This window comes from Cupriavidus basilensis, from assembly GCF_000876015.1.
Classification (GTDB): Bacteria; Pseudomonadota; Gammaproteobacteria; order Burkholderiales; family Burkholderiaceae; genus Cupriavidus; species Cupriavidus basilensis_B.
In genome coordinates, this window is the sequence record NZ_BBQM01000004.1 from 19213 (window position 1) to 32502 (window position 13290).

A 13290-nucleotide genomic window follows, 5' to 3' on the forward strand; every position below is an offset into this window, starting at 1 on the left:
CTGGCTTCTCCATGTGTTTCGGCGACGCACCGTGCCGTGCCAGTTGATCAGGAGACGCATCATGGCAACCTTTGTCACCTTACTGAACTTCACCGACCAGGGAATCCGTACCGTAAAGGATACGACCCGGCGTGCCGCAATCGTCCGCGAAATGGCGAAGACATGCGGCATCGAGATGAAAGACATCTACTGGACGCTCGGGCAATACGACCTCGTGGCGACCTTTTCCGCGCCCGACGAAGCCACGATGACGGCGTTCGGCCTGTCGATCGGCGCGGCCGGCAACGTCCGCACGCAGACGCTGCCGGCCTTCTCCGCGGACGAGATGGAAAAGATCCTCGGCAAGATGCCCTGAGCGCCCGCCCGAAGATTCAGGGTCGGGCGACTCCGCGTGGCGCGGGTCCGGCAGCGGACCCGGCGCACCTTCAGGCCGGTTCCTGGTGGCGGGCCCTGGCCCAGCTATAGGTATCGTCGAGCGCGCCTTCGATGCCGTCGAACAGCTGTTCGATCTCGCTCCTGGAGATGATCAACGGCGGGCACATGTTGACCGTGTCCCCGAGCGCCCGCGTGATGACGCCGCGCGACAGCGCGAAGGTCCCGGCTTTGGCCGCGACCCCGGTTTCCACGGGATAGGCTTCCTTGGTCTGCTTGTCCGCCACCACCTCGACGGCCCCGAGCAGCCCGACGCCCCGGGCCTCCCCGACGAGCGGATGGCCGGCCAGCGCGGCCAGCCGCGCCTGGAAATGGGGGATGATTTCGCGCACGTGGTCGAGAATCCGCTCGTCCTCGTAGATATCGAGGGTCTCCAGGGCGACCGCGGCCGCGACTGGGTGGCCCGTGTATGTGAAGCCGTGGCCAAAGGTGCCGATCTTGCGGCTCTCGTCGACCATCGCCCGATACACCTTGTCGTTGACCATCAGCGCCGAAATGGGCAGGAAGCCGGCGGAGAGCTGCTTGGCGCAGGCAATCATGTCGGGCTGCAGATCGTAGAGCTGCGAGCCGAACGTCTCTCCCGTTCTGTAGAAACCGCAGATCACCTCGTCGGCAATAAGGAGGATGTCGTACTTCCTGAGGATCTTCTGGATCTTTTCGAAGTACGTCGCGGGCGGAACGATGACGCCGCCGGACACCATGATCGGCTCGGCGAAGAAGGCGGCAATGGTCTGCGGGCCTTCGGCGAGAATGAGCCGCTCCAGCGAGTCGGCGCAGCGAGTCGCGAAGGCCTCCTCGCTTTCGCCGGCGAGCGCGTTGCGGTAGTGGTGCGGGCAGTCGGTGTGCAGGATGCCGGCGATCGGCAGATCGAAATCCCGGTGATTGTTCGGCAATCCGGTGAGGCTCGCCGAGGCGATCGTGACGCCGTGGTATGCCCGCTTCCGCGAGATGATCTTCTTCTTGTCGGGCCGGCCCAGCGCATTGTTGTAGTACCACGCGAGCTTGATCGCGGTGTCGTTGGCTTCCGAGCCGGAGTTGGCGAAGAAGACTTTCGACATCGGTGCCGGGGCCATCCCGATCAGCCGCTCGGCGAGGCGGATGGACGGCTCGGACGCCTTGTGCCCGAATGCGTGATAGAAGGGCAGCTTGCGCATCTGCCTGTCCGCCGCATCCGCCAGGCGGTCATTGCTGAAACCGAGCGACGCGCAGAACAGGCCGGCAAGCCCCTCCAGATAGCGGTTTCCCTTGTCGTCGTACACATACACGCCTTCGCCGCGCGTGATGATCATGGGGCCAGTCGTTTCGTGCACCCCCAGGTTCGTGTAGGGATGCAGTTGATTGGCGATATCCGCCGATGAGAGATTCGTTGCCTGTTTCATTGTTCTACTCGCGTTTGGATTGCATGGCTACCGGCGGGGTCAGATGGGCTCCACCCCCGCCTCCTTCATGACATCGCGCAGCTTCGGGATGTCCGACTTGATCTGTTCGGCGAATGCCGCGGGGCCGATCTTTTCCGGCGGGAGTTCCTGGCCCACTTCGGACAGGCGTTCCCTGTATTCCTTCGACTTCAGGACCTTGGTCAGCGCCGCCTGCAGCTTGCCGACGATGTCCTTCGGGGTATTTTTCGGCGCGACGATGGAAGCCCACGACGACATGTCGAATCCGGGGAATCCCTGCTCTGCGATGGTGGGAACGTCCGGCAGCGCCGCCGTGCGCGCGGCGCTCGTGACGGCGAGGGGTTTCAGGTTGCCGTTCCGGATGTACGAGATGCTGCTCGAGATCGTGTCCGCATAGATCTGGACCTGGTTTCCGATCAATGCCGGAAGCGCCTCGGCGGCGCCCTTGTAGGGGACATGGGTCATCTTGATGCCGGCACGGGTGTCGAGCAGCTCCACGGCGAGATGGGAAAACGTCCCGGTTCCGAATGAGCCATAGCTGAGCGCGTCGGGGTGTTGCTTCGCCTGGCCGATCAGTCCCTTGACGTTCTTGAGCGGGAGCGTCTGGTTTGCCAGCAGGACCAGCGGCTGATACGAGACCAGCGACACCAGCTCGAACGCATCCGGGTCGTAGCGCAGCTTCTTGTACTGAAAGCGATTCGATACGAGCGACGACGTGGTGGCCACCAGCAGCGTATAGCCGTCGGGCGTGGCATTCGACACGGCCTCGGACGCGATCAGCGTCGCCGCGCCGGGGCGGTTCTCGACGACAAACGACTGGTTGAGCTCGGCCGACAGCTTCTCGCCCAGGTAGCGGCTCACGATGTCGACGCCGCCTCCGGCCGGGAACGGAACCACGAGGCGTACCGGCCTGGCCGGCCAGGAGCTGGTTTGCGCAAGGGCGGTGGTCCCGAGGGCCAGCAGGGTGAATCCACAGCAGATTCGTCGAAAGAGACTCATCATCACTCCGTAGAAAGGTCGTCTTGGCAGCGGAGGGGTTGCCTCCGTCCTGGAGCCGTCTGCCCGGGGCGCGAGAAGCCAATGATACGCAGGCGCCCCGGATTTTGAATCCGCGTATACACGAATACGTGTATCCAATTCCAGATGGCGAAATATAATGGAGCAAGAGTTGTGCCTGGGAGGGTGAGGCTTGCGCGCACCCTTGCAGTGCCGTTTGTGTGTCGCGGGCAACGATTCCGGCGTCTGCGCTGCACCGGAAGCGCACATCGGGATGGCGCGGATGTGCCGTGCCCGCGCATGTTCGTGTCACGAACATGCGCGGGGGAGCGCGCTCTCTATAATTGCTCCCCAAACATCAGGACACAGAATGCGTCAGTCACCGTTCGAGCCTCGCCCCGCAAGCGCGCAGGAAGAGGCGTACCAACACATCCTCCACGGGATCCGGATGGGGGAGATGCGGCCCGGCGATCGCCTCGTTCCCGAGGAAATCGCGGCTGCCATCGGCATGAGCCGCATGCCGGTCCGCGAGGCGTTCAGCCGGCTGGCGGGCGAGGGCCTGCTTGTCATCCGGCCGAACCGCGGTGTCGTGGTCCGGGGCCTGACCGAGAAGGAGGTCAGCGAGGTCTTCGAGATGCGCGCGGTGCTGGAGGGGCTGGCCGCGGCGATGGCGGCCGAGCGGGCCACGGAGGCGGATATCCAGGATCTGGAACAGCTGCTCGTGCGGATGGAAAGCTGTCAGCCCAGCCTCTCGGACTGGATCACCGTGCATCGGCAGTTCCACGAACGGCTGTGTTCCATCAGCGACGCGCCCAGGCTGATGCGCCAGATATCCTCACTGCATTCGGTGGTGGAGCCGCTGATGCGCATCTGGCTGGAGAACTCGCCTTCGCTGGACAGCATCCAGTCCGTCCACGAGGAATTGATGCAGGCGCTGAGGGACGGCGACCCCGCCGTCATGGAGGCATTGATGCGCGCTCATGTGCGGGAGACGACTTCGAGTATCACGGATGCGATGCGGCAGGGCGCTCAGGCCTCGTCTGGCGTGTAGCGCGCGGAAGCGGGCCGCGCCGCTTCCGGCGCAGACCTTCAGCCCGCCTTCTTCTTTTCACCGATCCGGCTTTCCTTGCCGGCCAGCAGGTTGCCGATGTTCGCCCGGTGCCGCACCACCAGCATCACGCTGATGACGAACACCGCGCCGGCGATCACGTCCACTCCCGACATCAGCACGTAGAAGAACGGCGCGAACACCGCCGCCACCAGCGCGGCCAGCGACGAGTAGCGGAAGAAGAAGGCCATGATGAGCCACGTGGCCAGCGTGCCCAGGCCCAGCAGCGGGTCGATGGCGAACAGGATGCCGGCCGCGGTCGCCACGCCCTTGCCGCCGGCGAAACCGAAGAACACCGGGAACAGGTGGCCGAGGAACACCGCCACCGCCGCCAGCGCCACGCCGCTGTCGCCGATGCCGTAGGCCGGGCCGAAATGCCGCGCCAGCCAGACCGCCAGCCAGCCCTTGAGGCCGTCGCCGATCAGCGTCAGCACCGCCGCCTTCTTGTTGCCGCTGCGCAGGACGTTGGTGGCGCCGGGGTTGCCGGAGCCGTAGGTGTGCGGATCGGGCAGGCCCATCGCCTTGCTGACCACGACGGCGAAGGAGAGGGAACCGATCAGGTAGGCGAGGATAGCGAGAATCAGGTTGGCCATGTGGGGAACGGGAATTTGAGGCTGGCCGGATTGTAGCGCGGGCCAGCCCGGCGCAGTGCCGCGGCTGCGCCGTGATTTCCCCGTGACTTCCCCAATACCGCGCCGCCGTTCTTGCGGGACGGCGCGCGCGGGCGCCGCTCAGTCGGGCAGCGCGCACTCCACCGCCACGGCGCCGACCAGCCCGGGCAGCACGCCCGGCGCGATGCTCACCAGGTAGCCGCGCCGGCCGCCGTTGATGTAGATCGTGTCCAGCGCCAGCACGCTCGCCTCCACGTAGACCGGCATGCGCTTGCGCGTGCCGAACGGCGAGGTGCCGCCGACCATGTAGCCGCTGTGGCGCTGCGCGACCTCGGGCTTGCACGGCTGCACGCTCTTGCGGCCGGTCTGGCGCGCGAGGTTCTTGGTGGAAACCGAGCAGTCGCCGTGCATCAGCACGATCAGCGGCTGCGCCTTCTCGTCTTCCATCACCAGCGTCTTGACCACGGCATGCTCGGGCACGCCGAGCTGGCGGGCCGATTCGCCGGTGCCGCCGTGCTCGACGTACTCGTAGGCATGCTCGCCGTAGGCCACGCCGTGCTGCTTGAGGAACTGGGTGGCCGGGGTCTCGGAAACGTGTCTGGGCTTGCTCATGATGAATGCTGCTGTGACGGGTGCGCGCGGCGGGGCGCTCAGCCGCGCGGATGGTGGTGCTGGTGCAGTTCGCGCAGGCGCTCGCGCGCCACGTGGGTGTAGATCTGCGTGGTGGAGATGTCGGCATGCCCGAGCAGCAGCTGCACCACGCGCAGGTCGGCGCCGTGGTTGAGCAGGTGAGTGGCGAAGGCATGCCGCAGCGTGTGCGGCGACAGCGGGGCGTGGATGCCGCCCTCGCGCGCGTGGCGCTTGATCAGGTGCCAGAAGGCCTGGCGCGTCATGCCCTCGCCGCGCTGGGTGACGAACAGCGCGTCGCAGGCGCGCTCGCCGAGCAGCGCGGGGCGGCCCTGCGCGAGGTAGCGGCGCAGCCAGTCGCCGGCTTCCGCGCCGAACGGCACCAGCCGCTCCTTGTTGCCCTTGCCGCCGACCACGCGCGCCACGCCCTCGTTGAGGCCGATCTCGATGGTCTTCATCTGCGTGAGCTCGGACACGCGCAGGCCGCTGGCGTACATCAGCTCCAGCATGGTGCGGTCGCGCAGGCCCAGCGCGGTGGCGGTGTCGGGCGCGGCGAGCAGGGCCTCGACCTGCGCCTCGCTCAGCGTCTTGGGAAAGCGCGGCGGCTGCTTGGCCGGGCGCAGCAGCAGGCAGGGGTCGGCGGTGATCATGCGCTCGCGCAGCGCCCACTGGAAGAAGCGCTTGAACACCGTGAGCCGCCGGTTGGCCGACGACGCGCGCGTCTCGGGGTGGCGCGCGGCGAAGTAGCCGTTGAGGGCGGCGTCGTCGACCTCGAGCAGCGCGCGCGGGGCGTCGGCGTGCAGCCAGCGCGCGAGCAGCGTGAGGTCGCGCCGGTAGGCGTCGATGGTGTTCTGCGAGAGGCCGTCCTCGAGCCACAGCGCGTCGCAGAAGCGGCCGACCAGGTCCAGGTCGGCCAGCAGCGCGGCGCTGTCGGGCGCCGCGTCGGGGTCGGGGAGGGCGGCTGTGGCTGCGGCGCGGCTCATATCAGCATCACGCCTTCGTGGCGCAGCAGCCAGCGCTTGGTGTCGAGCAGGAAACCGTCCTCGCTGTGATGGGCGAAGCCGCCCAGGCCGCCCGCGCTCACCACGCGGTGGCACGGGATCACCAGCGGAAACGCGTTGGAGCCGCAGGCCTGCCCGACCGCGCGCGGCACGCTGGCGATCTCGCGCGCCATCGCGCCGTAGGTGGTGACCTTGCCGCGCGGCACGGCGGCGATGGCGCGCCACACGCGGCGCTGGAAATCGGTGCCGGTCGGCGCCAGCGGCACGTCCAGCGGCGCGTCGGGATCGGCGTAATAGGCCTCGAGCTGCCGCGCCAGCCGCCGCGCCACCGCGCTGGCGGGCGCGACGGGCGGCACGCTGCCGGGCAGGTAGACGATCTCGCGGATCATGTCGCCCGCGGTGCGCACGCCGACCTTGCCGAAGGGCGCGGGGAGGATGGCGTCGAAGCGGGAATGCATGGCGGGCGGAGTGCGGGAAACGGGCAGCGGTTGGCGCGAAAGGCCGGCGCAACGGCCGGGCCGGTAAATCCGGATTCTAGTGCATGGCGGCGCGGCGATCGAAAAAGGCCTCCCGCGGGAGGCCTTCCGGATTGCCGATTGCCGGCGAGGCTGGCTTGCCGCCGGTGTTCTCCCCCGTTCCCATTTCATGGGAGAGGGGAGCAAACCTTCGGCGGCGCAGTTCCGCTCCGCGCTTACTGCTCGAGCTTGATGTTCTGCACCTTGACCAGGTTCTTCATCTTGTCGAACTCCTTCTTGATCTCCGCCGCGTGCTGCGCCGGCGAGTTGCCCGACGGCTCGGCGCCGGCGGTGCGCAGGCGCTGCTGGAAGTCCTTGTCCTGCAGGGCCTTGACGGCGGCCTCGTTGAGCTTCTTGATGACGTCGTCGGGCGTGCCGGCCGGCGCCACCAGGCCGTACCAGGCCGGGTCGTTCGGCTCCTTCAGGCCCATCTCGCCGAAGGTCGGCACGTCGGGCAGCGAATCCAGGCGCTTGTTCCACGCCACCACGATCGCGCGCAGCTTGCCGGCCTTGATGTAGGGCATCGACGACGGCAGGTTGTCCACCATGATCGGCACCTGGCCGGCCAGCACGTCGTTCAGCGCGGGGCCCGCGCCGCGGTACGGGATATGGACCATGAAGGTCTTGGTCGAGACCTTGAACTGCTCGCCCAGCATGTGGCCGAACGCGCAGGTGCCGGACGTGGCGAACGAGTACTTGCCCGGGTTGGCCTTGAGCACCGCGAGGAATTCCTGGTAGTTCTTGGCCGGGAAGTTCGGGTTGACCGCGATCACGTTGGCCACGTTGGCCAGGTTGGTGATGGGCTTGAAGTCCTTGATCGGGTCGTAGGACAGCTTGGGGTTGCAGGCGGGGTTGACCGCCATCGTCGACACCGTGGAGATGCCGATGGTGTAGCCGTCGGGCGCGGCCTTGGCGATGGCGTCGGCGCCGATCGAGCCGCCCCCGCCGGCGCGGTTTTCCACCACCACGGGCTGGCCCAGGATGCGGCTCATCTGGTCGGCCGCGCCGCGCCCGACGATGTCGGTGGTGCCGCCCGGGGCGAACGGGATGATCAGCCGGATCGGCTTGGTCGGAAAGCTTTGCGCCTGCGCGACCGACGCGGCGGCGGCCAGGCCGAGGGCCAGTGCAATCTTGCTCTTGTGCATGAGATCGTGTCTCCCATCAAAGACCGGGCGGGGATGTCCGCCCAAGGTGAAGAACGCCGGCCAGGCGCCCGCGGTGGCGGGCGCGGCGAGGCCGGCGGCGTGAGTTCTGGCGGGCGGGGCCGTGCGCTGCGGCCCGCGTCTCGCCGGTCAGCCGCCCAGGAGGCCGCGCTTGAGGTCCCGGTCGACCGGATGGTCGCCCAGGAAGATGCGCAGCACCGCCTGGTAGAAATCCTCGCCCGGGATCGGCTTGCCGCGCGGGGTGCCGTTGATGGCCACCACGGTGCCGCCGTCGGGCGAGAAGTCGAAATCGATCACGTCGCCCTTGCGGGCCGTGCCCATCTGTTCCATCGTCCGGTGCAGCAGCAGCAGGCGTTCGGACAGCCGCCGCACCTGCATCTCGCTGTGATTCTCGCGGATGCCCTCGTCCAGCGCCTTGATGAAGCTGTCCGCGCCGACCTCGCGCAGCGGCCGGATCTGCAGGCGCTTGGGGCCCGGCGCGCCCAGCACCACGGTGGCGTTGCGGGCCTTCTCGGGCAGGTAGAGCGCGGCCACGTAGCCCTTGATGACGAACACCGAGCGCAGGCCCATGCCGTTGAGCTGCAGTTCCTTGCCGCCGACCCGGGTCGCGTCGTCGATACGCATGCCCTCGATCTCGCCGGCGCGGGCGTGCCCGCCAGGCAGGGACAGGGCCGCGGCCGCGCTCGCGATGAGCGCCAGCTGGCAGGCGCGGCGCGGCAACGGCGCGCGCGCGGACGGGGTACGACGGGGCAGCATGAAGGACAGGCGGAACGACGGAACGTGTCATATTGAGGGATTTCTGCAACAATACCTATCGGTATCGGCCCTAGTCCGCACTTTGTTGCACTTTGCCGAAATTGCGCTACGCGAGGCAGTTTCTGCAGATAAGACAAATAAAACAAAGAAAGCAGTTAAAACAAACGAGACAATGTCTTTCGCCTTGCTGTTGGTGCCGGATTTCAGCCTGATCCTGATCGGCTGGCTGCTGGTGCGCTATACGCCGTTCGACCGCGCGTTCTGGGCCGGCGTCGAGCGCCTGGTGTATTTCGTCCTGTTCCCGGCGCTGCTGCTGCAGTCCACCAACAGCGCGAAGTTCGATTTTTCCTCCACCTCGGCCATGCTCGGCCTGGCCCTGGCGACCACCGCGTTCGGCATGGCCGGCGGCTACGCCGTCAAGTGGGTGCTGCGGCCCGCGCCGGTCGATTTCGCCTCCGGCCTGCAGACCGCCTTCCGCTTCAATTCCTACATCGCGCTGGCGCTGGCCGCGCGCCTGGGCGGCAGCGAGGGCCTCGCCATGATGGCGGTGATCGTCGGCTGCACGGTGCCGCTGTGCAACGTGGTGGCGGTGTGGGCGCTGGCGCGCCACGGCGACGCGCGCGTGTGGCGCGAGCTGGCGCGCAACCCGCTGATCCTGGCCACCGCGGGCGGCCTGCTGACCAACCTGCTCGGCCTGCATCCGCCCGAGGTGCTGGCGATGACGCTGAACCGGCTCGGCTCGGCCTCGACCGCGCTGGGGCTGATGACCGTGGGCGCCGGCCTGCAGATGAGCGGCGCCACCGGCGCGGCCGGGCCGATGGCGTGGTGGAGCGCAGTCAAGCTGGTGGCGATGCCGTGCTTCGCGTGGCTGCTGGCGCGGCTGCTGCCGCTGACCGAGCTGCAGGCGCAGATCGTGGTGCTGTACGCCTCGCTGCCGACCGCCTCGAGCACCTACATCCTGGCCGTGCGCATGGGCGGCAACGGGCCGATGGTGGCGGCCACCATCTCGGTCATGACCGTGGTGGCCATCGTCACCACGCCGTTCTGGCTGGCCGTGGTCAGCTAGCGCGCGCGGCTAGCGTGGACGGCGCCGGCGCGGCCCGCCGGCGGCTTCGGTCCGATCCGGCATGCTCAAGCGGGTTTCAGTCCGCGGCGCAGGCCGGCGCCGCGGCGCCCACTTCCTGCGCCAGCGCCCAGTCGATGTGCTCGCGCACCAGCGGGCTGGCCGTGGCCTGGCGCGCGCCGAGCGCGGCGCGGATGCGCGCGGCCAGCGCCGCGTCGCCGCGCTCGCAGGCCGCGCGCAGGCCATTGCCGAGCCCCACCGCGAGGTTGCGCAGCCAGCGCTCGTGGCCGATGCGGCGGATCGGGCTGCCTTCCAGGCGCTGGCTGAATTCCGCCTCGGTCCAGCCGAACAGCGCCGCCATGTCGGGCGCGTCGAAGCCGTTGCGCACGTCGAAGTCCGGCAGCGTGGCGCGGTGGGCGAACTTGTTCCACGGGCACGCGAGCTGGCAGTCGTCGCAGCCGTACACGCGGTTGCCCAGCGGCGCGCGCAGCGGCTCGGGGATGGCGCCCTTGTGCTCGATGGTCAGGTAGGAAATGCAGCGGCGCGCGTCGAGCCGGTAGGGCGCGAGGATGGCCTGCGTGGGGCAGATGTCGATGCAGCGGCGGCAGTTGCCGCAATGGGCTTCCGCGGGCGGGTCGGCCGGGAACGGCACGTCGACCAGGATCTCGCCGAGGAAGAACATCGAGCCGCCCTCGCGGTCGAGCAGCAGCGTGTGCTTGCCGCGCCAGCCCAGGCCGCCCTGCGTGGCCAGCGCGACCTCCATCACCGGCGCCGAATCGGTAAACACGCGGTAGCCGAACGGGCCGATGGCGGCCTCGATGCGGCTGGCCAGCTGCTGCAGGCGGCTGCGCAGCACCTTGTGATAGTCGCGTCCGCGCGCATAGAGCGAGACCACCGCGGTGGCGGGGTCGTCGAGCCGGGCCAGCTCGCGCGCGCGCCAGTCGTCGGCGCCGGCGGCCGGCAGGTAGGGCATGCGGGCCACGATCGCGCGCACGGTGCCGGGCACCAGTTCCGCGGGGCGGGCGCGCCGCGGGCCGTGGTTCGCCATATAATCCATGTCGCCGTGGTAGCCCTGCGCCAGCCACGCCATCAACCCCGCTTCCGCCCGGCTCAGGTCCACGTCGGCGATGCTGACCGCGTCGAAGCCCAGCTCCGCGCCCCACGCCCGGATCGAGCGCACCAGCGTAGCCAGGCCGGCGCCGCCGCTGGCAGGAAGGGGTGAGGTGGCGGGCGCGCCGGTGGCTCGGTCGATCATTCCCGAATTGTACGCAATGCCCCTGCTCGAAGAACGCACCCTGACCCTGCCCGACGAAGCCGCCACCGCGCGGCTCGGCGCGGCGCTGGCCGGCGCCGTGCGCGTGCTGCCGCCGCAAACCGTGCACGTGCAGCTCTCGGGCGATCTCGGCGCGGGCAAGACCACGCTGTCGCGCGCGATCCTGCGCGCGCTCGGCCACCCGGGCAAGGTCCGCAGCCCGACCTACACGCTGTGCGAGCCGTACCAGGTCGCGCGCGCCGACGGCTCGCCGCTGACCGTCTACCACTTCGACCTGTACCGCTTCGCCGACCCGGAGGAATGGGCCGATGCCGGTTTTCGCGACTGCTTTGCCGAACCCGCCCTCAACCTGGTCGAATGGCCGGAGAAGGCCGGCCGCCTGCTCGGGGAACCGGACCTTCATCTGTTGCTCCAATCGGACACGGGCGACGCCGACGATGCCGCGGAGCGCCGGACGGTCACGCTTCGTGCCTATACTCAGACTGGACTTACCCTGCTTTGCGCATGCTGATCAAGCGACTCGCCACCGACCGCCCCGATGAACTGCTGCTGGCCCGCCGCAAATGGCTGGCGCAGTGCCTCAAGGCCGGCGCCGGCACCGTGGTGCTGACGCTGGCGGGACCGCAGATCGCCTTCGGCGCCGGCATCGTCGCCGTGCGGGTCTGGCCCGCCGAGGAATACACCCGCGTCACCATCGAGTCCGACGCGCCGCTGGCCGCGGTGCACCAGATGGTGCACGGCCCCGACCGCCTCGTGGTGGACATCGACGGCCTCGACCTGTCGCCCACGCTGCGCGAGCTGGTGGCCAAGATCACCTCCAACGACCCGTACATCCAGACCGTGCGCGTGGGCCAGAACCGGCCGCGCGTGGTGCGGCTGGTGTTCGACCTGAAGGAAGACGTCTCGCCGCAGGTGTTCACGCTGGCGCCGATCGGCAACTACCGCAACCGCCTGGTGTTCGACCTCTACCCGGTCAACCCGCCCGACCCGCTGTGGAAGCTGGTGCGCGACACCGAGGACAAGCAGCGCCGCTTCGCCGCGGCGCAGCCGCCGGCCGGCGCGGACCGCGCCGACACCGTCTCCGGCGCGCCCGCCACCGGCGAGGAAGACGCCATCGGCGCGCTGGTGCGCCGGTTCGAGGACAAGGGCGCCAACCCGGTGCCGGCCATGCCGCCGATGGCCGCGATCCGGCCCCGGCCGCCCGCGCCTCAGGCCGCGCCGTCCGCCCAGTCCGCGCCGCCGCTGGCGCAGAACGGCGCGCCGCCGGCGCTGCCCGCCAACAATCCGCCCGTCGACCGCCCGTTCAAGATGCGCCGCCTGCTGACGGTGGCCATCGACCCGGGCCACGGCGGCGAGGACCCGGGCGCCACCGGCGCGGCCGGCTCGCGCGAGAAGGATGTGGTGCTGCAGATCGCCCACCGCCTGCGCGCCAAGATCGACGCCCAGCCCAACATGCGCGCCATGATGACGCGCGACGCGGACTTCTTCGTGCCGCTCAACGTGCGCGTGCAGAAGGCGCGCCGCGTGCAGGCCGACCTGTTCGTGTCGATCCACGCCGATGCCTTCCTGTCACCGGAGGCCAAGGGCGCGTCGGTGTTCGCGCTGTCCGAGCGCGGCGCCTCGAGCAGCGCCGCGCGCTGGATGGCCAACAAGGAAAATGCCTCCGACCTGATCGGCGGCGCCAACATGGGCAACAAGGACGCCCAGGTCGCGCGCGTGCTGCTGGACCTGTCGACCACCGCGCAGATCAACGACAGCCTGCAGGTCGGCAAGGCCGTGCTGTCGGAGATCGGCGGCATCAACCGCCTGCACAAGGGCAGCGTGGAGCAGGCCGGCTTCGCCGTGCTGAAGGCGCCGGACATCCCCTCGATCCTGGTCGAGACCGCCTTCATCAGCAACCCGGAGGAAGAGCGCAAGCTCAACGACGAAGCCCACCAGGAGCAACTGGCCAACGCCATCCTGCGCGGCATCCGCAACTACTTCGCGCGCAATCCGCCGCTGTCGAAGAACCCGTCGGTGTAAGGCGGCGTCCCCCCGGAAAGCAGAACGGCCGGCAAATGCCGGCCGCGGGTCGCTGACGAGTTTTCCGGTGACGAGGGTTTGCTACTCTCTCCCGCTTGCGGGAGAGAGTAGCCCGCAAATTTGGCCTATTATCAGGGTTGCAGGCACTGTAATTTATTGATTTATATGGATTTATAGTGAACGTCATTGCAACCGCTGTAAAACGCAGTGTCGAAAAATTGTCCCACGGTTTGTAGACAAGTCGGGAGCCTACCCGATGAAGAACCTGACTGAACGCCAATACCGCACCTGCCCGATGGAACACATCGCGTGGCGCCTTCCCTCTA

14 protein-coding genes are annotated in these 13290 nt (G+C 68.5%); 5 read left to right on the forward strand and 9 right to left on the reverse strand.

Annotation, left to right across the window (positions count from 1 at the left end; translation table 11 throughout):
• Nucleotides 1-61 precede the first annotated feature (61 nt).
• Nucleotides 62-355: a GYD domain-containing protein gene (locus KF708C_RS02260; protein ID WP_029043411.1), complete on the forward strand. Its 294-nt coding sequence runs from the start codon at nucleotides 62-64 to the stop codon at nucleotides 353-355.
• Nucleotides 356-425: 70 nt separating this feature from the next.
• On the opposite strand, the gene KF708C_RS02265 is transcribed toward KF708C_RS02260, so the two are convergent.
• Together KF708C_RS02265 and KF708C_RS02270 are read right to left on the reverse strand one after the other, a co-directional pair.
• Nucleotides 426-1811 carry an aspartate aminotransferase family protein gene (locus KF708C_RS02265; RefSeq protein WP_029043410.1) on the reverse strand — a complete coding sequence of 462 codons (1386 nt, stop codon included), beginning with the start codon at nucleotides 1809-1811 and terminating at the stop codon, nucleotides 426-428.
• Nucleotides 1812-1850: 39 nt separating this feature from the next.
• Complete coding sequence (locus KF708C_RS02270; RefSeq protein ID WP_063826822.1) at nucleotides 1851-2831, reverse strand: Bug family tripartite tricarboxylate transporter substrate binding protein; 981 nt, start codon at nucleotides 2829-2831, stop codon at nucleotides 1851-1853.
• Between the two features lie 364 nt (nucleotides 2832-3195).
• Here KF708C_RS02270 and KF708C_RS02275 point away from each other — a divergent pair, with 364 nt between their 5' ends.
• On the forward strand, nucleotides 3196-3876 hold the full coding sequence (locus KF708C_RS02275) for a GntR family transcriptional regulator (protein WP_059410620.1): 681 nt from the start codon (nucleotides 3196-3198) through the stop codon (nucleotides 3874-3876).
• Nucleotides 3877-3914: 38 nt separating this feature from the next.
• On the opposite strand, the gene plsY is transcribed toward KF708C_RS02275, so the two are convergent.
• The 6 genes from plsY to KF708C_RS02305 form a co-directional block, all read right to left on the reverse strand.
• The gene (gene plsY / locus KF708C_RS02280; protein ID WP_020202161.1) at nucleotides 3915-4526 is read right to left on the reverse strand and encodes a glycerol-3-phosphate 1-O-acyltransferase PlsY; all 612 of its coding nucleotides are present in this window, start codon (nucleotides 4524-4526) and stop codon (nucleotides 3915-3917) included.
• 138 nt (nucleotides 4527-4664) lie between these two features.
• Nucleotides 4665-5156, reverse strand: a complete 492-nt coding sequence (gene ybaK / locus KF708C_RS02285) for a Cys-tRNA(Pro) deacylase (RefSeq protein ID WP_020202160.1) — start codon at nucleotides 5154-5156, stop codon at nucleotides 4665-4667.
• A gap of 38 nt (nucleotides 5157-5194) precedes the next feature.
• Nucleotides 5195-6154 (reverse strand): site-specific tyrosine recombinase XerD, encoded by a 960-nt coding sequence (xerD, locus tag KF708C_RS02290; protein ID WP_059410621.1) that lies wholly within the window; start codon nucleotides 6152-6154, stop codon nucleotides 5195-5197.
• Nucleotides 6151-6630, reverse strand: coding sequence for a methylated-DNA--[protein]-cysteine S-methyltransferase (locus KF708C_RS02295; protein WP_059410622.1), 480 nt, complete (start codon nucleotides 6628-6630; stop codon nucleotides 6151-6153). Before KF708C_RS02295 ends, xerD begins: the two co-directional genes overlap by 4 nt.
• Before the next feature lie 233 nt (nucleotides 6631-6863).
• A complete protein-coding gene (locus KF708C_RS02300) occupies nucleotides 6864-7832 on the reverse strand; it encodes a tripartite tricarboxylate transporter substrate binding protein BugE (protein WP_020202157.1) in 969 nt (322 codons plus the stop codon).
• A gap of 147 nt (nucleotides 7833-7979) precedes the next feature.
• Complete coding sequence (locus KF708C_RS02305) at nucleotides 7980-8606, reverse strand: chalcone isomerase family protein (RefSeq protein WP_081651364.1); 627 nt, start codon at nucleotides 8604-8606, stop codon at nucleotides 7980-7982.
• 172 nt (nucleotides 8607-8778) lie between these two features.
• Between KF708C_RS02305 and KF708C_RS02310 the strand changes: the two genes are divergently transcribed.
• The gene (locus KF708C_RS02310; RefSeq protein ID WP_059410623.1) at nucleotides 8779-9672 is read left to right on the forward strand and encodes an AEC family transporter; all 894 of its coding nucleotides are present in this window, start codon (nucleotides 8779-8781) and stop codon (nucleotides 9670-9672) included.
• 76 nt (nucleotides 9673-9748) lie between these two features.
• Here KF708C_RS02310 and queG read toward each other — a convergent pair whose 3' ends face one another.
• The gene (queG, locus tag KF708C_RS02315; protein ID WP_020202154.1) at nucleotides 9749-10924 is read right to left on the reverse strand and encodes a tRNA epoxyqueuosine(34) reductase QueG; all 1176 of its coding nucleotides are present in this window, start codon (nucleotides 10922-10924) and stop codon (nucleotides 9749-9751) included.
• Nucleotides 10925-10940: 16 nt separating this feature from the next.
• Here queG and tsaE point away from each other — a divergent pair, with 16 nt between their 5' ends.
• A complete protein-coding gene (tsaE, locus tag KF708C_RS02320) occupies nucleotides 10941-11453 on the forward strand; it encodes a tRNA (adenosine(37)-N6)-threonylcarbamoyltransferase complex ATPase subunit type 1 TsaE (RefSeq protein ID WP_059410624.1) in 513 nt (170 codons plus the stop codon).
• Entirely contained in the window at nucleotides 11447-12964 is a 1518-nt protein-coding gene (locus KF708C_RS02325) for an N-acetylmuramoyl-L-alanine amidase (protein WP_059410625.1), read from the forward strand. Before tsaE ends, KF708C_RS02325 begins: the two co-directional genes overlap by 7 nt.
• Nucleotides 12965-13290 lie beyond the last annotated feature (326 nt).